Origin of the sequence: Aquamicrobium lusatiense, from assembly GCF_014201615.1 — a bacterium.
Taxonomy (GTDB): domain Bacteria; phylum Pseudomonadota; class Alphaproteobacteria; order Rhizobiales; family Rhizobiaceae; genus Mesorhizobium; species Mesorhizobium lusatiense.
Map to the genome: position 1 here is coordinate 2,587,329 of NZ_JACHEU010000001.1, position 26,915 is coordinate 2,614,243.

Here is a 26,915-nt window from a genome sequence, read left to right on the forward strand (position 1 = left end):
AGGGCCGACTGGCAGGAAAGAGCCCGAAACGGGCGATCAGGCCCTTTGCGCCAGCGCCATGCCGGAAGCCATCTGCACCGCGGCCTTCACCAGCCCAGCGCCGAGTGCGGCCCCCACGCCTTCGCCGTGGCCGATGCCCAGATCCAGCAGCGGCTGAAGGCCGAGGATTTCAGCCGCGCGCCGATGTCCCGGCTCTGCCGAAAGGCTGGCCAGCAGGCAATGATCGAGGGCCCCGGGATGAGCCTTGTGCAGCGCGGCAGCGGCAGCCGTGGCGGCGAAGCCGTCGATCAGCACCGGAATGCGCTCCATGCGTGCGGCAAGTATCGCACCGGCGATGGCGGCAAACTCGCGCCCGCCGACACGCGCCAGCGCTTCCAGCGGATCCGCCAGATGCGGCCCATGGAAAGCCAGCGCCTGATCGACGATGGCGGCCTTGCGCGCCACTCCGATCTCGTCGGCGCCGCTGCCCGGCCCCACCCAGTCAGCACCCCGTCCGCCGAACAATGCCGCCATCAGCGCAGTGGCGACCGTGGAATTGCCGACACCGAGATCGCCAAGGCACAAAAGGTCAGATCCGCCGGCGATCGCCTCCATGCCGAAGGCCATGGTGGCAGCACAGCCGCGCTCGTCCAGCGCCGGCTCGCGCGTGATGTCACCCGTCGGCAGATCGAGCGCGAGATCGAAAACCTTCAGGCCGAGATCATAGGTCAGGCACACCTGATTGATTGCCGCGCCACCCGCCGCACACAATTCGACCGCATCGACAGTCGCGGTGACCGGGCGCGGCGACACACCATGCGCGGCCACGCCATGCGTTCCGGCGAAAATGGCAACCAGCGGCCGCGTCACCTGCGGGCTTGCCCGTCCGGTCCAGCCGGCGAACCATGCCGCGACATCTTCCATGCGCCCGAGAGGCCCCTGCGCCATCGCAGCCTTCGCAAAGACTTTGCGGACATCCGTTGCAATGCGGTCATCCTGTTCAGGCAGCTTGTCCAGAAGGACGCGGAAATCTTCAAACGGCAATGCGCTGACCATAGGCCCCGGCTCCATGCAAAACGTGCCGCCCGCATAGCCCTCTGTGGACCGCCTGACAACCGCATCGGCTGAAAACCACCGGCAGCAAGTGCCGCAGAAGGCTTGCATCGGCGGTTTGCCTGTCCCATGTGGGTTGAGAGTTCGGAAAACATCCATGACGGCAATCGAATCGCCCTGCATCCTTGTTTGCTCGATCGATATGAAGAGCGGCTACTGCATCGGCTGCGGGCGCACCGGCAGCGAGATCGCGGGATGGATCGCCATGAGCCCCCCGGAGCGTCGCCGCATCATGGATACGCTGGGCGCAAGACTGAAAAAGATGGAAGGAAGCATGAAGGCAAAATCCCCGGCCACCCCCGGAACGCACCAGCGCATCAGGGCTCCGCGATGAGCCGCGGCCTGTGGATCATACTTGGCCTCATCGGGCTCGGCGCCATCCTCCTGATGCTCAATCACGAATCCGGATCGACGCTGGGCTTCCTCAACGAGGATTTCGCCAACCTCATCTGGCTCGGCCTTCTCGCGGCGTTGATCGGCGCCGGCCTGCTGCGCTCTGGCCGGCGTTTCGGCGACATGGCGCGCAGCCTTGGCCTGTGGGCCCTGATCGTCATCGCCCTCATCGCCGGCTACCAGTACCGCTATGAGCTTCAGGATTTCGGCAGCCGCATCACCGCCGGCCTGATTCCCGGAAGTCCCTTGATGCTCGGCACCGAGGACGGCCGCGCCACTGTTGCACTGGACAAGGGGCGCAGCGGTCATTTCGAAGTGCGCATGGTGATCAACGGCAAGTCGATCCCCGCGCTGGTCGATACCGGCGCAACCACAACGGTTCTGAGCGCCGAGGACGCGCGCGTCGTCGGTTTTGATCCGGCCTTGCTGAACTATACCGTCCGCGTTTCGACCGCCAACGGCACCGCGAGCGCGGCGGCAGTACGCGCGGAGGAGATCGCCGTCGGCAACATCGTGCGCCGCAACCAGCCCGTGCTGGTCGCAGCCCCCGGCGCCCTGAGGCAAAGCCTGCTTGGCATGAATTTTATCGGCTCGCTGTCGGGCTTTGACGTGCGCGGCGACCGCATGATCCTTCGCGACTGAAAAACAGGAGCAGACATGACCACTTCAACTGCAAATCCGCAAACCGTCACCGCCTTCTGGCGCGAGGCCGGACCGGAAGCATGGTTCAAAAAGGATGAGGCTTTCGACACCGATTTCCGGAAGCGTTTCCTTGACCTGCACTATGCGGCCGCCCGCCGCGAACTGGAGGGCTGGATCGGGGATCGCGAAGGCGCGCTGGCGCTTATGATCCTGCTCGACCAGTTCCCGCGCAACTGCTTCCGGGGAACGGGACACATGTTCGCAACCGATCCGCTGGCCAGATATTATGCGGCCAGAGCAATTGAAGCCGGTCACGACATGGCCGTGGACGAGCAGATCCGCGTCTTCTTCTATCTGCCGCTGGAGCATTCCGAAGATCTGGACGATCAGAAGCGCTCGGTCGAATTGCACAAGGCCAATGCGGCCAGCTATCTGAGCTATGCCGTCGATCACTACGACATCATAAAGCGCTTCGGGCGTTTCCCGCACAGGAACGGGCCTCTGGGCCGGGTGACAACGGCCGAAGAACAGGCCTTTCTGGACGGTGGCGGCTTCGCGGGCTGACCGGCAGCCTTCTTAAGGCTCAACTCAGCCGCGCCACCATTGCCTGCCGGAGTTGAGACGCTCGATTCCGGCAGCGTCAACACCGGCCAGAAGCTTCCCGACGCTCTGCCCGTCAATCTCAAGGGTCGGAGCAAGCTCCGAAAGCGGCGCCAGCACGAAGGCGCGTTGCAACATGCGCGGGTGCGGCACTTCCAGCCCCGTTTCGTTGATGACCCGGTCATCGTACAGAAGAATATCGATGTCGATGAGGCGTGGCCCCCACCGTTCCTCGCGAACCCGCTTGAGGCTGTGTTCCGTCTGAAGGCACAGTTCCAGCAATTCGCGGGGGCGCAGCGTGGTGTGAAGCTCGGCTGCCGAATTGAGAAAATCCGGCTGATCGGTCTTCCCCCATGGCGGCGTCCTGTGCAGCGACGACACGGCGGTCACCCGCACCTGCGAATGCGCGTCCAGCGCCCTCAGCGCCGCGCCCATCGACTGGGCGGGATCGCCAAGATTTCCGCCGAGGCTGACGAAAACGCGGCTATCGCGGCCAGGCAACGGTCACCTCCACATAATCCAGCACACCGCGCACCGGCGCATTGGGCTTCCTGACCGTTATCTCCGCGCGCTGGATCTGCGGAAAACGGGCCGACAGCGATTTGGCGACTTCATGGGCCAGCGTTTCGATGAGGAAATGGCGGCGGCCGGTGATGATCTCCTCGATCACGCTGAAGGCCACGCCGTAATCGACCGTGGCGTCCATCGCGTCGGCTTCGAGCGGCTTCGTCGGCTCCACATGCAGCACCGCATCCACATAGAAGCGCTGGCCGAGTTTTTCCTCCTCATCCAGCAGCCCGTGCGTGGCGAAGAAGGCGCAATTCTTCATACGGATGACATACATGGGCTGGTGTCCGGACTATGAGGAAAGGTAAGCTTCACGGGCCAGCATAGCATCCGTGACCGCCAGCGCATCCGCATTGATTGCGACATCGTGGACGCGAAAAAGATCGGCGCCCCGCAAGCGCAGAATGACGCTGGTGGCGGCTGTCGCCGCATCGCGGTCCGGCGCTTCGCGTCCGGTCACGGCTCCGAGAAAGCGCTTGCGCGAGGTTCCGGCCATCAGCGGGAAGCCCAACTCAAGCAGTTCATCGAACCGGGCCATCAGGTCGATATTGTCTTCCGGTGTTTCCTTGGCGAAGCCGAAACCGGGATCGAGCACGATATGTTCTTCGCCGATGCCGGCCGCCCGCGCGATCTCCAGAGATTTGCGCAGGAACAGGAACTGGTCCGCAACCGGGTCGGCAAGCTTTTCCCGCTCGCGCCCCGTATGCATGATGACAAGCCCTGCCCCGGTTTGCGCCGCCACATTGGCTATGCCGGGCTCGCGCTGCAGGCCCCAGACATCGTTGACGATATGGGCGCCAGCCGCCACCGCCAGCCGTGCCGTTTCTTCCCTGTAGGTATCCACGGAGATGATCGCCCCGTCGAGCGACGCCAGCGCCTCGATCACCGGCAGGGCGCGTCCCTGCTCTTCCTTTGCGGTGACGGGTGCGGATGCCGGGCCCGTCGATTCGCCACCCACATCGATGATCGCCGCCCCCAGCTCCATCATCAGCCGGGCGCGCGCCAGCGCGTCATCAAGCGAACGATAGCTGCCACCATCGGAAAAGCTGTTGGGCGTCACGTTGAGGATGCCCATGACCACGGCACGCGGACCGAGATCGATATGGCGTCCATGCGCCAGTTGCCATCGTCTCATCATAGTTTCAGTTCAGCCCGTGGCGATTGACTGTTTTTCCGTTGCGCCGAATGCCGCCGTAACGCAAGGTGCAGCGCGAGACAACATGATGAAGAAAATTTTCCTTTCCCTGATCATTGCAGCCAGCGCAGCGGTCCCCGCCGCCGCCGAAACGGTTGCGAAGAGCTACAGCTATTTCAACATCCGCGGCACGACTTTCGAGCAGATCGAAAAAGACCTCTCGAACCGGGGCCCGCATGTCAAATCCACAGGCCTGCGGCATCCGGGTGCGACCCGAATGAATTTCACCACGAAAATCGGATATGCCAATGACGGCCGCTATTGCCACATCGTTTCGGCCGATACGGTGGTGAAGGCCCGCATCATCCTGCCCCGATGGAAGCCGCGCGGCCGCGTCGATCCCGAGGACCGGATTTTCTGGGATACGCTTTTCGCCGACATCAAGCGGCACGAGGACCGCCATGTCGAGATCGCGAAAGCCCATGCGCGGGAACTGGAACAGGCCCTGAAAAAGCCGGCACGCTTCAGGGATTGCGACGCGGCAGCGGCAAAAGCCAAGGAGATAACCTCCAAAACCCTCGCGCGACACGACAGGGCCCAGCTTGAATTCGACCGCGTCGAGACCATCAATTTTGAAAGCCGTTTGCTGCGTCTTCTGAGTTACCGCATCGAGAGGGCGGAGAAAGCCGCGAAGAAGCGCTGAAAGCCGGCACTGGTTCGCAATCTGCTGCGACATACCTTATGCATTTGGATATGATCTTACATTTATCGGCAATACGGGCCGCATTTTCAAAGAAGAACAAGAATGGATCAACCGATCAGCGCCCAGCCAAAACGGGCCGTCCCGGATTTTTCGCTCAGCGACCGTGAAAAGAACGTCATTATCGCCGGCTCCCTGCTTTCCATGCTGCTGGCGGCACTCGATCAGACGATCGTTGCTCCGGCTTTGCCGACGATCGCAAGCTCGCTGGGCCATGCGGAATATCTGTCATGGATCGTGACCGCATATCTGCTCACGGCGACGGCGGTTTCACCGCTTTACGGCAAATTGTCCGATATATACGGACGCCGCGCGATCATGTTCGCCGCTATATTCATTTTCCTTGCCGGATCGGTCATGTGCGCCCTGGCTCCCAACATGCTGGTGCTGATTGCGGGGCGAGCCGTGCAGGGCCTTGGTGGCGGCGGCTTGTTTGCCCTGACGCAGACGGTGATCGGCGACCTCGTTCCGCCGCTGGAAAGGGCGCGCTATGCGGCGTGGATTTCCGGGACGTGGGCGGTCGCCAGCATCGCCGGCCCCCTGCTCGGCGGCGCTTTTGCAGAACATCTGCACTGGTCGCTCATCTTCTGGATCAATCTGCCGCTCGGTCTGCTCGCCGTTGCGGTCATCAACAAGCCGCTGAGAAAACTCGCTATCGCCGGCACAAGCCATAAAGTGGATGGCTGGGGCGCCATTTTGATGGTGATCGCAACCTTCATGCTGCTTCTCGCCGTCAACTGGGGCGGTAACCGCTATGCATGGAGTGACCCGCAGATCATCGGGCTGCTGGCGGGATCAGCGGTCTTCTGGCTGCTGTTCTGCCTGAGACTGCGCATGGCGGAGGAGCCTCTGGTCTCACTGGAGGTTCTGAGCAACCGGATCGTGCTGACCGGCACATTCACCATGTTTCTGCTTCAGGGAGGCAGCATCGGGCTTGCCGTCTATCTGCCCGTCTACATGCAGGCCACGCTTGGCATGTCGCCCGGCGACACGGGGCTTGCCATGCTGGGGCTGCTTCTTGGAACAGTTGTCGGTGCCGGAACCAGCGGACGGCTGGTTCCCCGCGTCGTGAACTACAAGAGAATTGCCTTTTTCGGCATAAGCGCCTCGATTGTCGGCCTCGGCGTGCTCGCTTACATCGCAGACACTGCACATCTTCTGGAGATCGAAATTGCGACCGCGATTATCGGTGCCGGCATTGGCACGATTTTCCCGGTCTCGACGATTTCGGTACAGAACGCGGTTGAAAGGAAGGATCTTGGCGTGGCGACAGGCCTGCTCACCTTCCTGCGCTCTCTAGGCGGCGCCATCGGCGTCGCGGCAATTGGCGCGATCGCGCTCGGCAACAACCTGCCGCTGGCGGGCGAAGGCGTGGCCGCTACGACAGCAAGCGGTCCGCACGGATCATTCTCGATCATCTTCCTGGCGGCGGCCGCCATGCTGCTCGCGGCTCTGATCGTCTACGCCTTCATGCCGCAGAAAGCGCTACGCGGGTCCGTGCCGACGGAAACGCCCATCATGCCGGAGTGAGCCGGATTTGAATTCCGGCGAGATCTGTCATCCCTGCCGTTCGGGAATGGAGACAATCAGGCCGTCGAGTTCTTCCCGGATTCTGATCTGGCAGGAGAGGCGCGAGTTCGGGCGCACATCATAGGCGAAGTCGAGCATGTCCTCTTCCATGGCCTCCGGTTCGCCGACGACGTCGGTCCACGCCTCGTCCACATAGACGTGGCAGGTCGCACAGGCGCAGGCGCCGCCGCACTCCGCTTCGATACCGGGAATGGAATTGCGGATGGCGCTTTCCATTACGGTCGCACCGTTCTCGGCCTCGACATCGAAGCGGGTGCCGTCATGGGCGATGAATGTCAGCTTGGTCATCTGGTCACCTGAGGGGGAAGTCTCCGCGGAGATAATCACTCCGTGGTGCAAGTCAACTGCGGCGCAGCAGCGCCCCCGCCACAGGGTTCAGCCGTTGTGCGTGCCGTTGCACCGCCGGGCGATGAACATCAGAACGGCCTGCGCCAGTTCATCCAGACGCCGCAGATTGCCATCGAGGTCGGGGGCCTTCTCGATCGCATCCGCTCCTTCGGCCAGCGCGAATGCTCCGACCCCGCGAGCCGCTCCTTTCAGGCCATGAGCCAGCGCCGCCCGCTCTTCAGGGGACGCGTCGCGAATGGTGGACAGAACCGTCCTGAGCTGGTCGTCGAGCAGCCCCAGAACCTCGGCCTGAAGTGCGGCATCCCCCATTGTCTGGCGATCCAGATGGGCAAGATCGATGGGCGGCTCTGCGGGTTTCCCACAATTTTCCAAAGCCTGTCCCGAAGTGGTCACATGTCCGCCTTCATTCATCGGCCCATATCCCCCTGCACCGAACAGCATGATCGCGCCGCAGCCGAAGATCACAGAAACCGGTGGATAGCGGGTTAAAGAATGGAGCCCCGGCGCACGTAAAAATCGCGGATTTACAGGGTTTTCCCATCACAGCGCCGTTAACCTTATATTTAAAGTTTTACGTATTGGCGCGAATGCATGTTTTATTTACCCCCCTGTGTCATTACGATACGAGGCTTCCATATGTGGCCTCTCGGCAGGGCGTAAAAGACCAGAACAAGACGCTCCACGCAGCTAGTACAGGGTAGCGAAGGCATGGCGAAGAAAACCACGACGGCAAAGTCCATCGACAAGGAAGTTGCCCAGGAGCTCGAAAAAGCCCTCGATCTTGATCTGAATCTTGATGTGGGCGATCTCGGCGACCTCGACATTGCAGCCTCGATGGAAGACCTCGAAGCGCAGATTGCGGAAGCTGCGGACGAGCTGGCGCGCGCCAGCCAGTCAGCGCAGACGCAGCAGGTGCAGGCGCCACCAAAGGTCCAGGCTCCTGTTTCGCAGCCATCTCCGGCCATTCAGCCACAGCCTGAAACGGCTGATCTTCGCCCTGTAGACCCGCAGCCTGCACAGCCGGCAGGCTTTGCTCCCGCAAACGATGATCGCCAGAAAGACTACAAGTCTCTCCTGCACAGCCTGAACCGCCGCACGCCCAATACCATCTACTGGGTGGTTGCCTTCCTGTCTCTGGCATGGATTGCAGGCGCTGCCGCGATCGCCAATCTTACGCTTGGCCCCGACGTGTGGCAGGTCCGCAGCTTCGACCAATTCATTGCCCGTCCGCAACTGATGGGTCTGGTGGTTGCCACCATTTTGCCGATCATCATGTTCTGGGCTTTCGCCGCAATGGTGCGTCGCGCTCAGGAAATGCGCCTTGCCGCACAGTCCATGACCGAGATGGCCTTCCGTCTGGCCGAGCCGGAAACCATGGCTCAGGACCGTGTCATGACGCTCGGCCAGGCCGTACGCCGCGAAGTCGCGGCCATGGGCGAAGGCATCGAGCGCACGCTGGCCCGCGCCGTCGAGCTGGAAACGCTGGTTCACAGCGAAGTCAACCAGATCGAACGCTCCTATTCCGAGAACGAGGCACGCATCCGCTCGCTGGTGGATGGGCTGGGCAGCGAACGCGAGGCCGTCGTTGGCCACGCGGAGCGCGTCCGCGCTTCCATCGCCGGCGCGCATGAAACGCTGCGCGAAGAGATCAACACGGCCGGTGACGCCATTCGCGAAAGCATAATGGGCGCATCGACGCAGCTGTCGATGACCATCACCAATTCGGGCGACGCCCTGATCGACCGGATCAACGAAAGCTCTTCGTCGATTTTCGAATCGGTCGAGAGCCGTCTCGATTCCATCACCGACCGCCTCTCCACCTCCGGCGAGGCTTTCGCGAGCCTTCTCGATACGCGGATCGCCAAGCTCACCGACAGCGCCGACGGCCTGACGCGCTCCCTTACCGAGCTGCTCGACGATCGCACCTCCGGCATGGTTTCACTGCTGGGCGGCGCCGCGCGCAACCTCACCTCCGAGTTCGAGGCCAGCCTTTCGGGCATCGAGCGCACGCTGGCCGAGCGCGGTCAGGCGCTGATCAGCGAGTTCGAAACCCGTGCCGAGGCGCTGGACACTGGCACCCAGAAGCTGAACGCCGCGCTCGAAGCACGCGCGCGCCAGATCAACGAGACGCTTGCCGACCGCACCCGCGACATCGCACAGGCCTTCACGTCCGGCAGGGATTCGCTGACAACCCTCATCGAGGAAGGCCGCGACCGCATCGGCGCCGATATGGCGGATCTCATCTCCTCCACCTCCACCATGCTCGAAGCCCGCGCCGGCGATTTCGCGGGACGCCTCGAATCCGCGCGCGACACCGTTTCCAGCGCCTTCGACGCCGATATCGAGCGTCTGGCCGAAGCGCGTGCCGGCATCGACGACGCCGTGCGCCAGCACAGCGTGGAAATGGCGGAAAGCCGCGAGCGCATGGCTGCTGCGCTGCATGAGGATCTGGCCAAATTCGCCGAGGGTCGCGCCGAAATCGACAGCGTCGTCTCCGGCCAGATCGAAAAGCTGGCCGAAGGCCGCAACCTCATCTCGCGCGCGCTGGAAGAAGACCTGCGCAAGGTCAACGAATCCCGCTCTGCCATCGATGCCTCGCTGGGCTCCCATCTGGAAGCCCTCGATGTTGGCCGCAAGCGGCTGGCGGATTCGCTGCACGAAGACTCCCAGAAGCTGGTGCAGGTGCGTGCAGACATTGATGAAATGGTCTCCAGCCATGTCAGCAAGCTGGCCGAGGGGCGCAACATTCTCACCCGCGCTCTGGAAGCCGACCTCACCAAGCTGGCGGACAGCCGCTCCAGCATCGACGGGCTGGTTGCCGGTCAGGTGGAGAAGCTGGCGGAAGGCCGCGACGTCCTGCGCCGCGCCATGGAGGCCGATCTCGCCAACCTCAACCGCATGATCGCCGACCATTCGGAGAAGCTTGCAGGCGACCGCAACCTCCTTTCGCAGGTTCTGGAATCCGACCTTGCGAAGCTGGAAGAAAGCCGCTCCGGGCTCGATGGCCTCGTCGCCGGTCAGGTCGAGAAGCTGGCGGAAGGCCGTGACATTCTGCGCCGCGCCCTCGAAGCGGATCTCGCCAACATCAACGGTCTCATTTCCGAACATGCCGACAAGATCGCCAGCGACCGCAGCGTGCTGTCGCAGGCTCTTGAGGCCGATCTTGCCAGACTGGCGGAGAGCCGTGCAGATATTGACGGTCTCGTCAGCGGTCAGGTCGCGAAGCTGACCGAAGGCCGTGACGTTCTCACCTCCGCACTGGAGCGCGACCTCGACACCATCCGCGGCGTGATTGCCGAACAGTCACAGCAGATCACCGGCGAGCGCGAGCGCTTCTCGCAGTCGCTGGAAGATGATCTTCGCAACGTCAACAGCCTCGTCGGCGCCCATGCCGACCGTCTGGTTCAGGAGCGCGCCGCACTTGCAAAGGCGCTCGAAGACGACCTCGCAAAACTCGCCGAAAGCCGCTCCAGCATCGACGGTCTCGTGGCCGCTCAGGTGGAGAAGCTGGCAGAGGGCCGCGACATCCTCAAGCGCGCCCTTGAAGCGGATCTTGCAAAACTGGCCGATAGCCGCGCCGGCATCGACGGGCTGGTCACCGGCCAGGTCGAGAAGCTGGCCGAAGGCCGCGATATTCTGACGCGCGCCCTGCAAGGCGATCTTGGCACCGTTCAGCAGGCGATCGCCGCGCAGGCCGAAAAGCTCGCAAACGATCGCGCCAGGCTGTCTCAGGCGCTGGACGAGGACCTCGCCCGCGTCAACGCGCTCATCGATCAGCATGCCGAGCGCCTCGCGCAGGACCGTGGCGCCCTCTCCCGCGTGCTTGAAGACGATCTGGCGAAGCTGGCTGAAAGCCGCGCCGGCATCGACGGGCTTGTTGCCGGTCAGGTCGAGAAGCTGGCCGAAGGCCGGACCATCCTGCAGCGTGCCCTCGAAGCCGATCTGGAGAAGATCTTCAACAGCCGCGGCCAGATCGAGGAAGCTGTTGCCGGACAGGTCGGCAAGCTTGCGGAGGCCCGTCAGGAGATCGACGTTGCCGTCACCGATCACATCGAACGTATCGCCTCGACCAGCACGCGGATTTCCGATTCGATCACCGGCGACATCGAGCGCATCGAAAATGCGTTCGAGCGCCAGACCGGCGTGATCGAGGAGCGCACCAGCACCATGGAGCGCGCCCTGTCGATCGGTGTGGACAATATCCGCGGCACGCTTGAACAGAGCGCGGTGTCTGTCGCCAGTGCCCTGCGTGACAAGGTGCTGGAAGTCACGGCAGCGCTCAACGAGCAGGCCGGACTTGCCCTCAGCGATGCCGACCGCAAGATCGTGGAGCGCGCCGAGCAGACCTCCGCCGCGCTGCTGGCCCGCGCTCACGACATTTCCCGCACCTTCGAGGAAGCGGAAAACAGGCTTGCCGCCAGGGCGGAAGACACCTCTTCGATGCTCGTCGCACGCGCCGAGGAAACCGCCGACACGCTGGCGGCCCGGGCAGGCAACATCGTCGAGAGCTTCGAGGTCGCGGATCAGCGCCTTGCCCAGCGCGCCATGGAAACGGCGCAGTCGCTGGCGGCGCGCGCAGGCGACATCCTGCGCAACTTCGAGGATGCGGATAACCGTCTTGGCGCCCGCATCGGCGAATCCGCCGAGGCGCTTGCTGCACGCGCGGCAGATCTCGGCCGCATCTTCGATGCCGCCGACCAGCAGCTCATGGCCCGCATCGCGGAGGGCTCGGAAGCCCTTGGCGGCCGCGCCGCCGAAATGGGCCGCATCTTCGACGCTGCCGATGATACGCTGACCCGGCGTATCGCCGAAGGCTCACAGGCCCTTGCCGGCCGTGCCGCCGAGATCGGAAGCGTGTTCGACGCGGCCGACCAGAGGCTGTCGCAGCGCATTGACGAAGGCTCGCAAACCCTCGTCGGCCGCGCTGCGGAAGTTGGTCGCGTCTTCGAGGAAGTCGACCAGAAGATTACCCAGCGCATCGCCGAAAGTTCTGAGACCCTCGCCGGTCGTGCCGCCGAGATCGGAGGCGTGTTCGACGCGGCCGACCAGAAACTCACGCAGCGCATCGCCGAAGGCTCGCAGGCCCTCGTTGGTCGTGCAGCGGAAGTGGGCCGCGTCTTCGAAGCCGTCGACCAGAAGCTCACCCAGCGTATTGCCGAAGGGTCCGAAGTTCTCGGCGAACGTGCAGGCGAGATTGCCCGCGTGTTCGACGAAGCCGACAACCGCATGGTGTCGCGCATCGCCGACACCGCCTCGACGATCGGCCAGCATGCGGACAGCATTGTCGGCGCCTTCGCCGACACGGAACGTCAGGTGGCCGCCCGCGCTGCCGAGACCAGCAGGGCGCTGTCCGATCAGGCGCGCTCCATCGAGGCAGCACTTGCCGGAGCCGACGAGCGCCTTGCCGCCGGTGCAGCCACGGTTGCCAGCCGCATTGGCGAGGAAGTCGCCAGCGTCGAGAACCGCCTCGCCCGCTCGGCCGAAACCATGGGCGAGAAGCTTGGCGAGCAGGTTGCCCGCGCCGAAAGCCAGTTGGTTGCCCGCGCCGATGCCATCGCAGAGACCTTCACTGCCGTTGGCCAGCATATCGGCCAGAGCACCAACGAAGCTGCGAAGACGATCGGCACCAACACCCGCGAACTCAACGAGATGCTGGCCGCCCGTTCGGCCGAAATGACCCGCATCCTCGACGAGACCGCGCGTCCTCTGGTCGAGCGTTTCGCCGAAGGCGGTTCCGAGCTCCAGAAGAGCATGGAAGAAGCGACCGAGCGCGCCACCGAAAAGCTGCGGCATGAAAATGCCCGCCTCGCCGGTGCGCTCGCCAACCGCACGGCGGAAACCCTCTCGGCCGTGGAAAACGCCCGGGCTACCCTCGCCGAGAGCATCAACGACCTGATCGGCCGCCTCGGCGCGTCGAGCCAGGGGCTCGGCCAGCTCATCGAGAATGCCGCAGCCAATCTTGGCGAGATCGACGAGCGGCTGGCCGGCAGTACGCAAAGCTTCGCCGCGACCACGGAAAAAGCCGCGCAGACCTTTGCAAGCTCGGCCCGGCTGGTGGATTCCAACGCATCGCGCCTCACCGAGCTGTCGTCCAACACGCTGCGCGAGGTGGCTTCCATCGCCACCAAATTCGACGAGCACAGCCGTCTCCTCTCCAGTGCGTCGGAGCTGCTGAGCTCCGCCCAGAGCAATCTGGAGCACACGCTGGAGCGCCAGTCCTCGCTGGACGACCTCGCCGTCGGGCTGGTGAAGAAATCGGAAGACCTCGAAAAGGTGATGAAGTCCTTCGAGTCGCTTGTCGGCCGCACCCTGCAGACGGCAGAAAGCCGGACGCTGGAATCGGCGGACAAGATCCGTTCGTCCATCGGCGACGTGGTCGAGACCGCCACCAAGCGTTTCGCCGACGCAACCGAGGACATGCGCCGCACAGCTGCCGCCATCAAGGGCGAGCTGGACCTGACCCGCGCCGAACTCAAGCGCGGCGTCGTGGAAATGCCGGCCGAGGCCAAGGAATCGACGACGGCCATCCGCCGCGCCGTTTCCGAGCAGATCAACGCGCTGAAGGAACTGTCCGCGATCGTCGCCAGGTCCGGCCGTGGCCCGGATGCTTCCGAGGCCAATCTGCGCCCTGCCGCACCGGCGCCGGCCCCTCGCCCGGCCGAACAGCCGCGCCAGGCGCAAACCGCGGTTCAGCCGGCAGCACCGGCGCCGGCGGCCGCCAATCCTCTGGGCGACACCGCACTGCGCGGCGGGCTGGATACCCGGCCGCGGGCGGAACCGGCCGTGCGCCAGCGCGAACCGGAAAACCGCTCGCAACAGCAGGGCGGCTGGGTCCGCGATCTGCTGAGCGGCGCCTCGCGTGAGGATGGCGCCAAGCCGGCGGCATCAGATGCGCCGCGCACGGCAAAGCCGGCCGAGCGTTCGCCGCTTCATGTCGTCGAGTCGCTCAACTCGCTGTCGGTCGACATCGCACGCGCCATCGACCATGAGGCATCGATCGAGCTGTGGAACCGCTATCGCCGTGGCGAACGCGACGTGTTCACGCGCCGCCTCTACACGCTCAAGGGCCAGCAGACATTCGACGACATTCGCCGCAAGTATCAGGCGGAAGCTGAATTCCGCGCCGCCGTCGATCGCTATTGCGAGGATTTCGAGAAACTGCTGAAGGACGTTGCCCGCACCGACCGCGACAACATCATGACGCAGACCTATCTCACCTCGGATACCGGCAAGGTCTACACCATGCTGGCCCATGCTTCGGGCCGGCTGCGGTAAGGCGATAGTTCAGACACAGAAAGGGCGGGATTTTCCCGCCCTTTCTTTTTGTGCCCGGCAAACCGCCGATGGCTTGCCACATCACCCATGCTCCCGAACCAAGCCCGGTGAAGATCGTTTCCGTGCACCTCTATCCGACCGGACATCGGAGATCTGCGCGAAGCAGACGCGCTCACCTGCGGGCAGCAGATAAATGCCACGCGGAGGAAATGGAGGCAGACGTGGGGAAAGCATTTTGCAGTCAGGCGAAATCGTCTGGCATCGCACAAATGAGGACAAGGAAAATAAGCTGAGCAACGGGCTGCGTAGTCGATACGCCCGCTGCTCCGGCCCGCCATTCCGGAGCGGAGCGGAAGCTCAGCTTTTTCGAAACGCCGAATGCCCGGCGCAGAAACAATAAAAAAGGGCGGGAAATCCCGCCCTTTTTCTTTCGTCTGCAGTGGCCGCGATCAGGTGAGCGGCGAAAGCTGGATCTCGACGCGGCGGTTCTTCGCGCGCCCGTCGGCGGTGCCGTTGCTGGCGATCGGGCGGGTCTTGCCGAAACCGCTGACGGCGAACCTGCGCTGATCCACGCCCTGCCCCGAGAGGTAGTTGGCGACCGAAAGCGCACGGCGCTGCGACAGGTCGTAATTGTGCTGATCGCTGCCGGTGGAGTCGGTGTGGCCATACACATCGACCAGCGTCTGGTTGTACTTGCGCAGAACCAGCGCCACCGAATTCAGCACCGGATAGAAGTCGGCCCGCACTGCGTCCTGATCGACACCGAAGGTGATGTCGGAGGGCATGTTGAGCATGATCTGGTTGCCGACACGGGTGACGCTCACGCCGGTGCCCTGCAACTGCGCGCGCAGCTCAGCTTCGTTCTGGTCCATCTTGGCGCCGACCAGACCGCCGGCGAGCGCACCCACACCAGCGCCGATCAGGGCGTTGCGGCGATCATCGCCACCTGCAAGCGTGCCAAGTGCCGCGCCGGCCAGAGCACCGATGCCCGCGCCGCCGGCCGTGTTGGAAATCTTCTGCTGGCCGGTATAGGGGTCGGTCGAGCATGCCGCCGTCAAAGCGCCGGCAACCATCATGGCGATCACTGTTCTGGTCTTCATCAGGATTATCCCTCATAAGCTGCGACGCAGTAAGCGCCCTTGGTCCCTTGCCGCCCGTTCTAGCATAAAATACGGCGAAAAGCGGAACTTGGTAGCCCTTTTGGGCTCAGGCCGGGGCTTTCCCCGGCCATTTGGCCATCACTCCAGATCTGCAACCACTTCGCCGGACCCGCCTTCGATACGCTGGGACAGGGAAGCTTCCATGAACTCGTCCAGATCGCCATCGAGAACATTCGACGGGCTGGTCGATTCCACGCCGGTGCGCAGGTCCTTCACGAGCTGATAGGGCTGCAACACATAGGAGCGGATCTGGTGGCCCCAGCCGATATCGCTCTTGGACGATTCGGTTGCGTTGGCTGCCGCCTCGCGCTTCTTCAGCTCTTCCTCATAGAGGCGCGAGCGCAGCATTTCCCAAGCCTTGGCACGGTTCTTGTGCTGCGAACGCTCCGCCTGACAGGCAACGGCGATGCCGGTGGGGATATGGGTGATGCGCACGGCCGAATCCGTGGTGTTGACGTGCTGGCCACCCGAACCCGACGAGCGATAGGTATCGATACGCACTTCTGATTCCGGAATCTCGATGACGATCGAATCGTCGATGACCGGATAGACCCAGACACTGGCGAACGAGGTATGGCGGCGTGCATTGCTGTCATAGGGCGAAATACGCACAAGGCGGTGCACGCCCGATTCCGTCTTCAGCCAGCCATAGGCGTTCTGGCCCTTGATATGCACCGTGGCGGACTTTATCCCCGCCTCTTCGCCGTCATGGACTTCGAGCACCTCGACCTTGAACCTGCGGCGCTCCGCCCAGCGCGTGTACATGCGCAGCAGCATGGAGGCCCAGTCCTGGCTTTCGGTGCCGCCAGCACCTGCATGGATTTCAAGATAGGTGTCGTTGGAATCGGCCTCGCCGGACAGCAGGGTCTCGACCTGACGGGCCTTCACCTCGCCGCGCATCGCGCGCAGGGCGTCCTCGGCCTCGGTGACGATGCTGTCGTCACCCTCCTCCTCGCCCATCCCGATGAGTTCGAGATTGTCGGCAAGCGACTGCGTCAGGCTTTTGACGGCGCTGATTCCGTCATCAAGCGTCTGGCGCTCGCGCATCAGTTTCTGGGCTTCCTGCGGATCGTTCCAGAGCGTGGAATCTTCCGCCAGAACGTTCAGATACTCCAGTCGTTTAAGAGCCTGATCCCAGTCAAAGATGCCTCCTCAGCAGGGTTATGGCCTGCTTGATTTCGTCGACAATATTCTGCGTTTCGGCGCGCATGGTTCGGCGCTGGTCCCTTATTGATGTAGATCGGATTGCTGGGCGCGATACATAGGCAGAGGGGCCGCCCCTGTAAAGCGAAATGGGCAGGCGCACGGCCTGCCCATTGAATTGCCAGAGCGCGAAAGCCGGGTCAGTAAAGGCCGCCGCCACCCGACTGGATGGCCTGATTGGCCTGTGGCGAAAGTGCTTCGCCGTAGCCGTTGGAGCCATCCTCGCCCATGCCGATGACCCAGTAGGAGTCGGCCGGGCCGGTGCCGGGCTTGAAGGCCTCCATGATGGTGCCCGGCTGGCCGGGTGTCGCCTGCATGCCCGTCTTGCGGTCGATGGAGACGAGGTTCATGCCATCCGGCACCTTGAAGTCGACATTCGGCGTGCCTTCGAGCGCGGCGCGCATGAAGTCCTTGAACACCGGCGCGGACAGACCGCCACCGGTCGTGCCGCGACCGAGGCTCCTCGGCTTGTCGTAGCCCAGATAGAGGCCGACCACTAGATTAGGCGTATAGCCGATGAACCAGGCGTCCTTTTCGTCGTTGGTCGTGCCGGTCTTGCCGGCGATATGGCGGCCAAGCTCGGCCACGGAGGTGGCGGTGCCCCGCTGCACCACGCCCACCATCATCGAGGTGATCTGGTAGGCGGTCATCGGATCGAGAACCTGTTCCGCATTGTCGATCAGTTCAGGCTCCGGCTGGTTCTGCCAGTCGCTGGCATTGCAGCCCTCGCAGCCGCGATCGTCGTGCCGGAAAACGGTCTTGCCGTAGCGGTCCTGAATGCGGTCGATGAGCGAAGGTTTGATCGAGCGGCCGCCATTGGCCATGATCGCATAGGCTGAAACCATGCGCATCACGGTCGTTTCGCCCGAACCGAGGGACATCGGCAGATAAGGTGCAAGCTTGTCGTAGACGCCGAAGCGCTCGGCATACTCGGCCACCAGCTTCATGCCCATGTCGTTGGCGAGGCGAACCGTCATCAGGTTGCGTGAACGCTCGATGCCGGACCGCAGCGTCGAGGGGCCGGCGGCGCGGCCATCATAGTTCTTCGGCGTCCATACGGTGTTGCCGCTGTGGATGGTGATGGGACCGTCCATGATCACCGAAGCCGGCGTGTAGCCATTGTCCAGCGCAGCCGCATAGACGATCGGCTTGAACGAGGAGCCCGGCTGGCGCATCGCCTGGGTGGCGCGGTTGAATTCCGACTGGGCGTAGGAGAAGCCGCCGACCATGGCCAGAACGCGCCCGGTATGCGGATCCATGGCGATCATGCCGCCGCTCACCTCGGGCATCTGACGCAGGCGATAGGTGTTTTCACCGCCTTCCTGCTTCTCCACGAACACGACATCGCCGGGCTTCAGCACATCGGCGGGAGAGTTCGCCTTCAGCGTCTTGCCGTCCACGACATGGCGCATGGCAAACGACATGTCTTCCTTGGAAACGGTGCCTTCGACGCGCTCCCTGACCAGTTCACCCGAAACCTGCCTTGCCGGCTTCAGACCGATGCGGAGCCCGGAAGCACCGCTTTCCAGAACGACGGCGAGCGTCCATTCCGGCACATCGTCCAGCCCCTTGACCTCGCCCAGCGGCACGCCCCAGTCGCCGGAAACGTCGATCGACGTCACCGGGCCGCGATAACCGCGCAGCGTGTCGTATTTGATCAGGCCGGTCTGCATGGCCTTGCGCGCGATGCGCTGCATGTCCGGGTTGAGCGTGGTGCGCACCGAAAGGCCGCCCTCGTAGAGGGCCGTCTGGCCATAGCGGGAAATGATCTCGCGGCGCACTTCCTCGGTGAAATATTCGCCGGCGAACAGATAGGTGCCGCCGCGCCGCGGCTTGACGCCCAGCCCTTCGGCCTTGGCCTTTTCCGCCTCTTCCCGCGAGATGTAATTGTTCTCCACCATCTGGTCGATCACCCAGTTGCGGCGCTCTATGGCGCGCTCGGTGTGGCGGAACGGATGATAGTTGGCCGGGCCTTTGGGCAATGCCGCCAGATAAGCGGCATCTGCGGTGGTCAGTTCGTTCACAGACTTGTCGAAATAGGTGAGCGCCGCGCCCGCTATGCCATAGGCGCCGAGACCGAAGAAGATTTCGTTGAGGTAGAGTTCGAGGATGCGATCCTTGGAATAGGCTTCCTCGATACGGAACGACAGCACGGCTTCCTTGATCTTGCGGTCAAGGGTCTGCTCGTTGGTCAAAAGGAAGTTCTTGGCGACCTGCTGGGTAATGGTCGAGCCGCCCTGCATGGGACCGCCGGAGACATAACGAACCGCAGCGCGGCCGATGCCCTGAATGTCGATACCCGGATGATTGTAGAAATTCTTGTCTTCAGCCGAAAGGAAGGCAGCCTTCACACGATCCGGTATGGCCTGGATCGGCAGATACAGCCGGCGCTCATGCGCATATTCAGCCATCAGCGAACCATCGGAAGCATGAATGCGCGTCGTTACGGGCGGCTCATATCTGGCCAGCACTTCATAGTCGGGCAGATCCTTGGAAAGATTGCCGACATAGACAGCCACGCCCGCTGCCACGAGCAGGGCAACCGCTGTACCGATGCCGAAAAAATAGCCCAATAGACGAATCATGCCCGCTCCGTTCGAGACTTCATGGCCCTCCGGTACGACGCATCAGCGCGCACAAAAACCCGAAAAGTGCCAGGATCGGGAACCATTGTCGCCCTCATGTGGGTAAATTACGGCAGCGGGCAAACCCGATTCTCGAAGGCCCTCACAATATCGTACTGTGTTGTGCGCTTGCAACGCTGCCTTTGCCGTCCGGAGGCCCTCACCCGCCGGCTGCGGCCTTGGCCGAAGCAAAGGCGGATATGGCATTGATGATGCTGTTTGCGGCCTTGTCCCGCCATTCTGGGTTGATCAGTTGCGCCTCGTCTTCCGGATTGGACAGATAGCCAAGTTCGACCAGAACCGATGGCACATCGGGTGCGCGCAAAACCCTGAACCCGGCAAAACGGTGCGGGTTGTTGATCAGTCCAACCGTTGTGGACAGTTCTCCCACAAGCGTATTGGCAAAGCTCATCGAGAAGGAATGCGTCTCGCGACGGATCAGGTCGAACAGAATGTCGGCCACTTCCGGGCTGTCAACCTTCACCTCGACGCCACCAAGCTGGTCCGACAGGTTTTCGCGCTCCGCCAGCGCCTGCGCCTCGGCATCCGAAGCCTTGTCGGACACGGTATAGACGGTGGCGCCGCGGATGCCCTTGAGCCGGATCGTATCGGCATGAATTGAAATGAACAGATCGGCCTCATTCTGCCGCGCGATCCGCACCCGGTCATCCAGGCGCAGGAAAACGTCGCTGTCGCGTGTCAGGATGACATCGTATTTGTGCGTACTGGCAAGCTTCGCCTGCAGTTCGCGGGCAAACGCCAGCGTGATTTCCTTTTCCTGCGTACCGCTGACGCCCTCCGCTCCCCCGTCGATGCCGCCATGCCCCGGATCAAGAACCACGGTGAAGCGCTTGAGCGGATGGTTCGACCTGCGGTCGCCCTTGTCGCCGGCGACTGTCGAGGCCGTGGTCATCGCCTGCTCGGCCAGCGCCGCCTCAAACTCGCGGTCTGAAGCCGCCGAAATCTCGATGGCGATGCGGTAACCCTTACCGTCCTCGTTTTTGAGAACATCGAGCCGGTCCACCATGAACGGCCCTTTGCCGGAGATGAGCAGGCGGGATTTGCCATCCCCGGTGCTGCCGTAGCGCACACCGGCCACCAAACCCTTAGCCTTGAGATCGGAGGTCGCGATTCTCATGTTCGTCGACGGAAGATCGATGACAAGCCTGTGCGGCGCACGCAACAGGAACCAGTGCGGCTCCGGTTCGCCGTCGAAATTCATCACGATGCGCATTTTGGTGGCATCGCCGGCCATCCTGTATTCGCTGGCGGTAACGGTCTCACCGGCCAGCACGGATGAAGGCATCAGCGCCTGCAATCCGCAAAGCAGAACCATAAGAGCAAGAACGGCAAGCAGACGCCCGACGGCGCCGGCCGACTTGCGATTTTCGGTATGCGTCCCGATATAATGTCGCGTGGCTTCCATTGCGGCGGCTTGCCCGTTGTTGATCGTAACGCCGATACGACGCAATTCGATTAACGGTTCGTAGCCAAAGAAGGTTAACCAAGCCTTTGCGAACACGACATTGCGCGATGCAGTGTGTGTTTGCCGGCATCCGAAAACAGGGTTGCGTTCCACCTCGCCAAATCTTAAAAGCAGCGGTGGACTACCGCAATCTCGGAACCGTCCCCCTGCGATTCTGCCCGCCATGGAAAGTGGCCGGCATCGTCCTCGCGGGATAGATACGGTTCGCGGCTGGTCACAAAAAAGGTTTTCGCAGGCATGAACCCGTGGCGGGGAGTGGTCTGCGTTCATGAAAACGGCTCGGGTCTGCCCGGCCGGCTCTGATCAAGAGCAAACAAGCTGGTCCGGTTTCCCGGGCTTTGGTTCAAAAGGTCCAGTGGCTCACAATGCCCTCAAGCGCCAAAATGGAAAGTTCCGCATCACACCGCGCCACCATGGCAGCGGGCGGCTTTGCCATCGCGCTTCGGCGACAGGCCGCGGACATACAATTATCCGGCACCCTCAACCTTTTCAGACGGCAACGGCGGGCATGGCCCGGCTGGCCGGCACGGGTGGCTGCCGGGAGGAAACGCAGTAATGCCCAACAACAAAATGCTTATAGATGCCTCCCATCCGGAGGAGACCCGCGTCGTTGTCGTTCGCGGTAACCGTATTGAAGAATTTGATTTCGAATCCCAGGATAAAAAGCAGCTCAAAGGAAATATCTATCTCGCCAGGGTCACGCGGGTAGAACCTTCGCTTCAGGCCGCTTTCGTCGAATATGGCGGAAACCGCCATGGTTTCCTTGCTTTCTCTGAAATTCATCCGGACTACTATCAGATTCCTGTCGCCGACCGTCAGGCGCTTCTGGCCGCCGAGGCCGAAGATGCACAGGCCGAGCACGACGAAGAGAATTCGGGCGGTGAAAGCAACTCGGGTGGCGAGCACCGGGAGCGCGACCGCTCACGCCGCAATCGCCGTCGCGGCAGCAAGGCCCGCGACCATGGCGATGAGGCGGTTCACGCCGAAGGTGCAACGCAGGATGCCACCAGCGATGACGATGAATCGGACGACGCGGTAGCCGTCGCCGAGAACGCTTTTGAACCTGTGGAAAGCGCGGCTGACGAAAATCAGCCCGAAAGTGAAGATGCTCCGCAGGTCGAAAAGATAGCTGACGCTCAGGATCAGGCTGAAACGTCTGAAGCTTCGGAGACCGTCGAAGCCTCCGACGACGAGTCGGAAGATACAACGGAGACGGATGGCACGAAGCCCGGCTCCATGGCGGCCGCTTCCGAAGGAGACGTCATTTCCGAACCCGCGCCCGAGCAGAGCGTTTCGTCGGAAGATGAACAGAGCGCGCCTGCCGAGGGCGACAGCGACGCCTCTTCCGAAGGTGAGCAGGAAGAAGCCGGACGCGGCATAATCGAGGAAGTGTCTTCCTCGAATGGCGATGAGAACGAAGTCGAGTCGGTCGGTGCGGAAGATGCGCTTGAAGAAGCGCGCACCCGCCGCAAGCCGATGCGCCGCCAGTACAAGATTCAGGAAGTCATCAAGCGCCGCCAGATCCTGCTGGTGCAGGTGGTCAAGGAAGAGCGTGGCAACAAGGGCGCGGCCCTCACCACCTATCTGTCGCTGGCCGGCCGTTATTCGGTATTGATGCCAAACACCGCCCGTGGCGGCGGCATTTCGCGCAAGATCACCAATGCTCAGGACCGCAAGCGCCTCAAGGAGATCATGACCGATCTGGAGGTTCCGGAAGGCATGGGCGTCATTCTGCGCACGGCCGGCGAAAGCCGCACCAAGGCCGAGATCAAGCGCGATTACGAATATCTGATGCGGATGTGGGAAAACGTCCGCAATCTGACGCTCCAGTCGACGGCCCCTGCCCTCGTTTACGAGGAAGGCTCGCTCATCAAGCGTTCGGTGCGTGATCTTTACAACAAGGATATCAACGAAGTTCTGGTCGCCGGCGAGGAAGGCTATCGCGAGGCGAAGGACTTCATGCGCATGCTGATGCCGAGCCACGCCAAGGTGGTCCAGCCCTATCGCGACACCACGCCGATCTTCGTGCGCTCCGGCATCGAGGGGCAGCTCGACCGCATGGTGCAGCCGCAGGTGACGCTTAAGAGCGGTGGCTATCTCATCATCAACCAGACCGAAGCACTGGTTGCCATTGACGTGAACTCGGGCCGCTCGACCAAGGAGCATTCCATCGAAGAAACGGCGCTGCACACCAATCTGGAAGCGGCCGAGGAAGTGGCTCGCCAGTTGCGCCTGCGCGACCTTGCCGGTCTGATCGTGATCGATTTCATCGACATGGAGGAGAGCCGCAACAACCGCACGGTTGAAAAGCGGCTCAAGGAGCACCTCAAGAACGATCGCGCCCGCATCCAGGTCGGCCGTATTTCGCATTTCGGCCTGCTTGAAATGTCGCGCCAGCGCATCCGCGCAAGCGTTCTGGAATCGACCATGAAGCCATGCCCGCATTGCGGCGGCACCGGCCATGTGCGTTCTGATTCCTCCGTCGCGCTGATGGTCGTGAGGGCCATCGAGGAGTTCCTGCTGAAGGATGCACGCAACCACATCACCGTGCGCACGCCCGCTGCAACGGCACTTTATGTGCTCAATCACAAGCGCAGCACGCTGATCGATCTGGAAAAGCGCTTTGGCGTGACGATCACTGTCGAGGCGGACGAAAGCACTGCATCGCAGCACTATGTCATCACCCGTGGTGCCGTCGCCGAGAAGCCGGAAGGCTTCGTGGAGATCCATACCCAGACCGGATTTGCCACCGAAGAAGATCCTGAAGACGACATCATTGTCGATGAGGACGAAGCGGAAGCCGAAGAGGCAACTTCAGCTCAGGGTGAAGAAACCCAGTCCGACAACCATCGTGACCGCAAGCGCCGCAAGCGCCGCCGCAGGCGGGGTGGCAAGGATCGTGACGGTGATGAGCAGGCCCATACAGCCGGTTCCGACGCTGTAACCGACGCCGCAGAAGGCGATGCCACCGACGGCGATGCCGATGATGAAAACGCAGCTTCCGACGGCAATGCAGAAACGGTGAAAGCCGACGATGGTCAGCCGAGAAAGCGCCGTCGTGGCAAGCGTGGTGGTCGTCGCAGCCGCAACGGCGAGGAAGATGGCGCCGAGATCGTCGCTTCCGGGGACGAAACAGCAGAAGGCAGCGACGCAACGGCATCTGCCGACCAAGCTGAAGCTTCTGAACAGCCCGCCACCGAGGCCGAGGTTCCCGCTGCAGCCGAAGTGTCGGTTGTCGCGGAGACCGTCGAGGCCGCGGCGGATGCGGATGAAGCTGTGGTTGCCGGGCAGCCTGAGGCTGCGGCGGCAGAACCCGAAGCCGTTGCCACAGAGCCTGCTGAGAAGCCGAAGCGTGCGCGCCGCGCGCCGCGTGCCAAAAAGCCCAAGGCTGATGAAGTTGCGGCGGAATCTCCCGCTCAGGCCTCTGCGCCTGTTGAGGAGGCAAAAGCCGGGCCTTCAGCCGAGACTGCTTCCTCCGTCGCTGCGGAAGAAACGGCACCTGCGCCTCAGGACACTCAGTCCAATGGCGCGGCTGATCAGGAAGCTTCTGCCGAGGCAAAGGCGCCCGCCAAACCGACGCGTACCCGCCGCAAGCCTGCCGCAACGGCGGAAGCACCTGCCGCTCCGGTTGTGTCTTCGGTGGTGCCCGAAACCGATCAGGCCGCTTCCCCGGCCGAGGAGAAGCCTAAGCGTGCCGGCTGGTGGCAGCGCAAGAGCTTCTTCTAAACCAATCTGCCCGGTGCCGATCGCGGCTTCGGGCAGGCTTGCGGAAAACGAATTCCGCCTGCAACAGATTGGTAAAAAGCCCGGCTGCGAAAGCAGCCGGGCTTTTTTGTAGCGGCTCAAGGCAGGAGGAGATCAGGCTCCGAACACGGACCAGTTCATCGCCCGCGCCAGTTTCTCCAGCGCCAGCGTGCCCAGTTGCGAGTTGCCGTGCGCATTGAGCCCCGGAGACCAGACGGCGACGGAGCCGACGCCCGGCACCGCGCCCAGAATGCCGCCGCCGACACCGCTTTTGGCCGGAATGCCAACCCGGAAGGCAAAATCGCCTGAACCGTCATAATGGCCACAGGTCAGCATCAGGGCGCTGATGCGCCGCGCCCTTTCGGCCGAGACGACAGAATGCCCGCCGGCCGCCCTGCCCTTATCAGCCAGAAAGCGCCCGGCCAGCGCAAGCTGGCGGCAATTCATGGCAATCGCGCAATGGTGAAAATAGACGCCGAGAGCCAGCTCGGGTTCATGAAGGAGATTGTCAAAAGATTTCATGTAGTTCGCCAGCGCGAAATTGCGAAATCCCGTGGCACGCTCGGAGGCTGCCACCTGATGATCGATGACAATCCCGTCATCATCGGCAAGGAACTGCACGAAGCGCAGGATTTCGCCGATCGCCTCGCGCGGCTGGTGGCCCGCCAGAAGCATATCCGCCACCACGATGGCGCCGGCGTTGATGAAGGGATTCCGCGGAACGCCGGCTTCGTGCTCAAGCTGGACAATCGAGTTGAACGGATTGCCGGAAGGCTCGCGCCCGACCCTGCGCCATATCGCGTCGCCCACCTTCCCGAGCGCCAGCGTCAGCGTGAAAACCTTCGAGACGCTCTGGATGGAAAAGCTTTCATCCGCGTCTCCCGCCGTCAGCACCCGGCCGTCGACAAGTGCCACGGCAATCCCGAATTTGCCTGGGTCTACCCTCGCCAGTTGGGGTATGTAGCCGGCAACAGCGCCGCGATCCGTCCTTGCCAGCATCTCAACGGTAATTTCATCGAGAACAGCCTGCAGATCCGGCACGCTCACCTCCCCTTATTTCAGCCAGCGCTCAAGACGCGCCAGAGCCTCCACCATATCGCGGTTGCTCCCGGCATAGGAAAAACGCATGTAGCGATGGCCCTGCCTCGTGTCGAAGTCCCGCCCCGGTGTAGCCGCGACATGGGCTTCCGCCAGCATCCGGCGGGCAAATTCCATGCTGTCGTTCGTATGCCGTCTGACATCGCAATAGGCATAGAAGGCGCCGTCCATCGGGGCGGCCAGCGGAAAGCCGAGTTCGGGCAGCCGCTGCATCAGCAAATCGCGGTTCTGTGCATAGCGCGCCTTCACTGCCTCCAGTTCCCCGGTCGCCGAGAAGGCCTCGATGGCCGCGACCTGCGACAGTTCCGGCGCGGAGATGTAAAGGCTCTGCGCGATGCGCTCCACCGGGCGCACAAGTTCCTGCGGCAACACCATCCAGCCGATCCGCCACCCGGTCATGCAATAATATTTGGAGAAGGAGTTGATGACGATCACGTCGTCGCCATAGGCAAGCGCCGTGGTGTCCGGCGCGCCATAGGTCAGCCGGTGGTAGATCTCGTCGGAAATGACGGTGATGCCGAGTTCGCGCGCGGCAGCTCTCAGTTCGGCAAGGTCCGGCTCCGAAATGACCGAACCCGTGGGGTTGGCCGGGCTTGCAAAGAGAACGCCCTTCAGCGGCTTGTCGGCGTGGGCGGCGCGCAGATGCGCAGCATCGAGATAGGGCGCGCCATCCAGCTCGATCTCGACCACCTCGATGCCGAGCGCGGCCATGATGTTGCGATAGGCCGGGTAGCCCGGCGCCGCGATGGCAACGCGATCGCCTGCGTCGAACATGGCAAGAAAAGCCAGATTGAAGGCGGCAGAAGATCCGGTCGTCACCGCGATACGGTCGGGCGAGACCTCGACTTTGTAGTTCTCCGCATAATGGCGCGCGATGGCTTCGCGCAGGCTCATCAGCCCCAGAGCATCCGTGTAGCCGATCCGCCCGCGCTCAAGCGCCTCGGAAGCGGCGCGCCGGACTGCGAGCGGTGCGGGATCGCTGGGCTGGCCGACCGCCATCGATATGACATCGATTCCCTGCGCGATCAGCCGGTTTGCGCCGGCCAGCACATCCATTGCATGGAAAGGCTCGACATCTCCGCGACGTGACGACGACACACCCATTTGCACCAATCCTCGTTCCGGTCCCGCATTTCAAACAGTGCAGGCGCCGCACAATTGCCCTATTGCTGTGGGGATCACAAGTTCATGAACTTTA

Annotated in this window: 19 protein-coding genes; 7 read left to right on the plus strand and 12 right to left on the minus strand. The window is 62.7% G+C overall.

The features are described 5' to 3' along the window. Window positions 1–36 precede the first annotated feature (36 nt). A complete protein-coding gene (locus HNR59_RS12455; protein WP_183830635.1) occupies window positions 37–1,035 on the minus strand; it encodes a nicotinate-nucleotide--dimethylbenzimidazole phosphoribosyltransferase in 999 nt (332 codons plus the stop codon). A 154-nt stretch (window positions 1,036–1,189) separates the two neighbouring features. Here HNR59_RS12455 and HNR59_RS12460 point away from each other — a divergent pair, with 154 nt between their 5' ends. From HNR59_RS12460 to HNR59_RS12470, 3 genes are read left to right on the plus strand one after another with little or no spacing between them, the layout of a single operon-like run. Beyond that, window positions 1,190–1,426, plus strand: coding sequence for a DUF1289 domain-containing protein (locus HNR59_RS12460; RefSeq protein ID WP_183830638.1), 237 nt, complete (start codon window positions 1,190–1,192; stop codon window positions 1,424–1,426). After that, window positions 1,423–2,127, plus strand: coding sequence for a TIGR02281 family clan AA aspartic protease (locus HNR59_RS12465; protein WP_183830641.1), 705 nt, complete (start codon window positions 1,423–1,425; stop codon window positions 2,125–2,127). Before HNR59_RS12460 ends, HNR59_RS12465 begins: the two co-directional genes overlap by 4 nt. A 15-nt stretch (window positions 2,128–2,142) precedes the next feature. Next, the gene (locus HNR59_RS12470; RefSeq protein ID WP_183830643.1) at window positions 2,143–2,691 is read left to right on the plus strand and encodes a DUF924 family protein; all 549 of its coding nucleotides are present in this window, start codon (window positions 2,143–2,145) and stop codon (window positions 2,689–2,691) included. A 24-nt stretch (window positions 2,692–2,715) separates the two neighbouring features. Here the strand turns inward: HNR59_RS12470 and folK are convergent, their stop codons facing one another. From folK to folP, 3 genes are read right to left on the minus strand one after another with little or no spacing between them, the layout of a single operon-like run. After that, a complete protein-coding gene (gene folK / locus HNR59_RS12475) occupies window positions 2,716–3,228 on the minus strand; it encodes a 2-amino-4-hydroxy-6-hydroxymethyldihydropteridine diphosphokinase (protein ID WP_183830646.1) in 513 nt (170 codons plus the stop codon). Next, complete coding sequence (gene folB, locus HNR59_RS12480) at window positions 3,212–3,571, minus strand: dihydroneopterin aldolase (RefSeq protein ID WP_183830648.1); 360 nt, start codon at window positions 3,569–3,571, stop codon at window positions 3,212–3,214. The genes folK and folB overlap by 17 nt, the downstream gene beginning before the upstream one ends. A gap of 15 nt (window positions 3,572–3,586) precedes the next feature. After that, window positions 3,587–4,429, minus strand: coding sequence for a dihydropteroate synthase (gene folP, locus HNR59_RS12485; RefSeq protein WP_246374567.1), 843 nt, complete (start codon window positions 4,427–4,429; stop codon window positions 3,587–3,589). 85 nt (window positions 4,430–4,514) lie between these two features. Here folP and HNR59_RS12490 point away from each other — a divergent pair, with 85 nt between their 5' ends. After that, window positions 4,515–5,132: a DUF922 domain-containing Zn-dependent protease gene (locus tag HNR59_RS12490; protein WP_183830652.1), complete on the plus strand. Its 618-nt coding sequence runs from the start codon at window positions 4,515–4,517 to the stop codon at window positions 5,130–5,132. Window positions 5,133–5,234: 102 nt separating this feature from the next. Further along, complete coding sequence (locus tag HNR59_RS12495; protein WP_183830654.1) at window positions 5,235–6,719, plus strand: MDR family MFS transporter; 1,485 nt, start codon at window positions 5,235–5,237, stop codon at window positions 6,717–6,719. 27 nt (window positions 6,720–6,746) lie between these two features. Here the strand turns inward: HNR59_RS12495 and HNR59_RS12500 are convergent, their stop codons facing one another. After that, window positions 6,747–7,067: a 2Fe-2S iron-sulfur cluster-binding protein gene (locus HNR59_RS12500; RefSeq protein ID WP_183830656.1), complete on the minus strand. Its 321-nt coding sequence runs from the start codon at window positions 7,065–7,067 to the stop codon at window positions 6,747–6,749. 87 nt (window positions 7,068–7,154) lie between these two features. Then, entirely contained in the window at window positions 7,155–7,538 is a 384-nt protein-coding gene (locus tag HNR59_RS12505) for an Hpt domain-containing protein (protein WP_183830659.1), read from the minus strand. A gap of 297 nt (window positions 7,539–7,835) precedes the next feature. On the opposite strand from HNR59_RS12505, the gene HNR59_RS12510 reads away from it, so the two are divergent. After that, a complete protein-coding gene (locus HNR59_RS12510; RefSeq protein ID WP_183830661.1) occupies window positions 7,836–14,402 on the plus strand; it encodes an apolipoprotein A-IV repeat region-like domain-containing protein in 6,567 nt (2,188 codons plus the stop codon). Window positions 14,403–14,851: 449 nt separating this feature from the next. Here the strand turns inward: HNR59_RS12510 and HNR59_RS12515 are convergent, their stop codons facing one another. From HNR59_RS12515 to HNR59_RS12530, 4 genes are all read right to left on the minus strand, one after another. Further along, a complete protein-coding gene (locus HNR59_RS12515) occupies window positions 14,852–15,502 on the minus strand; it encodes a YiaD family glycine zipper/OmpA-like lipoprotein (protein ID WP_183830663.1) in 651 nt (216 codons plus the stop codon). A 138-nt stretch (window positions 15,503–15,640) separates the two neighbouring features. Then, window positions 15,641–16,772 (minus strand): peptide chain release factor 2 gene (gene prfB / locus HNR59_RS12520; protein ID WP_183830664.1). Its coding sequence is split into 2 segments (ribosomal slippage): window positions 15,641–16,705 and window positions 16,707–16,772, totalling 1,131 coding nucleotides; the frame shifts between segments, so codons are not numbered across the junction. 133 nt (window positions 16,773–16,905) lie between these two features. Then, window positions 16,906–19,350 (minus strand): penicillin-binding protein 1A, encoded by a 2,445-nt coding sequence (locus HNR59_RS12525; RefSeq protein ID WP_183830665.1) that lies wholly within the window; start codon window positions 19,348–19,350, stop codon window positions 16,906–16,908. A 199-nt stretch (window positions 19,351–19,549) separates the two neighbouring features. Beyond that, complete coding sequence (locus HNR59_RS12530; RefSeq protein WP_425488647.1) at window positions 19,550–20,815, minus strand: N-acetylmuramoyl-L-alanine amidase; 1,266 nt, start codon at window positions 20,813–20,815, stop codon at window positions 19,550–19,552. Window positions 20,816–21,430: 615 nt separating this feature from the next. Between HNR59_RS12530 and HNR59_RS12535 the strand changes: the two genes are divergently transcribed. Further along, window positions 21,431–24,601 carry an Rne/Rng family ribonuclease gene (locus tag HNR59_RS12535; protein ID WP_183830666.1) on the plus strand — a complete coding sequence of 1,057 codons (3,171 nt, stop codon included), beginning with the start codon at window positions 21,431–21,433 and terminating at the stop codon, window positions 24,599–24,601. Between the two features lie 132 nt (window positions 24,602–24,733). On the opposite strand, the gene HNR59_RS12540 is transcribed toward HNR59_RS12535, so the two are convergent. Together HNR59_RS12540 and HNR59_RS12545 are read right to left on the minus strand one after the other, a co-directional pair. Beyond that, complete coding sequence (locus tag HNR59_RS12540; protein WP_183830667.1) at window positions 24,734–25,660, minus strand: glutaminase; 927 nt, start codon at window positions 25,658–25,660, stop codon at window positions 24,734–24,736. A 12-nt stretch (window positions 25,661–25,672) separates the two neighbouring features. Then, entirely contained in the window at window positions 25,673–26,821 is a 1,149-nt protein-coding gene (locus HNR59_RS12545; RefSeq protein ID WP_183830668.1) for a pyridoxal phosphate-dependent aminotransferase, read from the minus strand. Window positions 26,822–26,915 lie beyond the last annotated feature (94 nt).

Coding starts and splice junctions, on each gene's coding strand:
- HNR59_RS12455 (WP_183830635.1), bottom strand. CDS start 1,035: ATGGTCAGCGCATTGCCGTTTGAAGATTTCCGCGTCCTTCTGGACAAG.
- HNR59_RS12460 (WP_183830638.1), top strand. CDS start 1,190: ATGACGGCAATCGAATCGCCCTGCATCCTTGTTTGCTCGATCGATATG.
- HNR59_RS12465 (WP_183830641.1), top strand. CDS start 1,423: ATGAGCCGCGGCCTGTGGATCATACTTGGCCTCATCGGGCTCGGCGCC.
- HNR59_RS12470 (WP_183830643.1), top strand. CDS start 2,143: ATGACCACTTCAACTGCAAATCCGCAAACCGTCACCGCCTTCTGGCGC.
- folB (WP_183830648.1), bottom strand. CDS start 3,571: ATGTATGTCATCCGTATGAAGAATTGCGCCTTCTTCGCCACGCACGGG.
- folP (WP_246374567.1), bottom strand. CDS start 4,429: ATGAGACGATGGCAACTGGCGCATGGACGCCATATCGATCTCGGTCCG.
- HNR59_RS12490 (WP_183830652.1), top strand. CDS start 4,515: ATGATGAAGAAAATTTTCCTTTCCCTGATCATTGCAGCCAGCGCAGCG.
- HNR59_RS12495 (WP_183830654.1), top strand. CDS start 5,235: ATGGATCAACCGATCAGCGCCCAGCCAAAACGGGCCGTCCCGGATTTT.
- HNR59_RS12500 (WP_183830656.1), bottom strand. CDS start 7,067: ATGACCAAGCTGACATTCATCGCCCATGACGGCACCCGCTTCGATGTC.
- HNR59_RS12505 (WP_183830659.1), bottom strand. CDS start 7,538: ATGAATGAAGGCGGACATGTGACCACTTCGGGACAGGCTTTGGAAAAT.
- HNR59_RS12510 (WP_183830661.1), top strand. CDS start 7,836: ATGGCGAAGAAAACCACGACGGCAAAGTCCATCGACAAGGAAGTTGCC.
- HNR59_RS12515 (WP_183830663.1), bottom strand. CDS start 15,502: ATGAAGACCAGAACAGTGATCGCCATGATGGTTGCCGGCGCTTTGACG.
- HNR59_RS12525 (WP_183830665.1), bottom strand. CDS start 19,350: ATGATTCGTCTATTGGGCTATTTTTTCGGCATCGGTACAGCGGTTGCC.
- HNR59_RS12530 (WP_425488647.1), bottom strand. CDS start 20,815: ATGGAAGCCACGCGACATTATATCGGGACGCATACCGAAAATCGCAAG.
- HNR59_RS12535 (WP_183830666.1), top strand. CDS start 21,431: ATGCCCAACAACAAAATGCTTATAGATGCCTCCCATCCGGAGGAGACC.
- HNR59_RS12545 (WP_183830668.1), bottom strand. CDS start 26,821: ATGGGTGTGTCGTCGTCACGTCGCGGAGATGTCGAGCCTTTCCATGCA.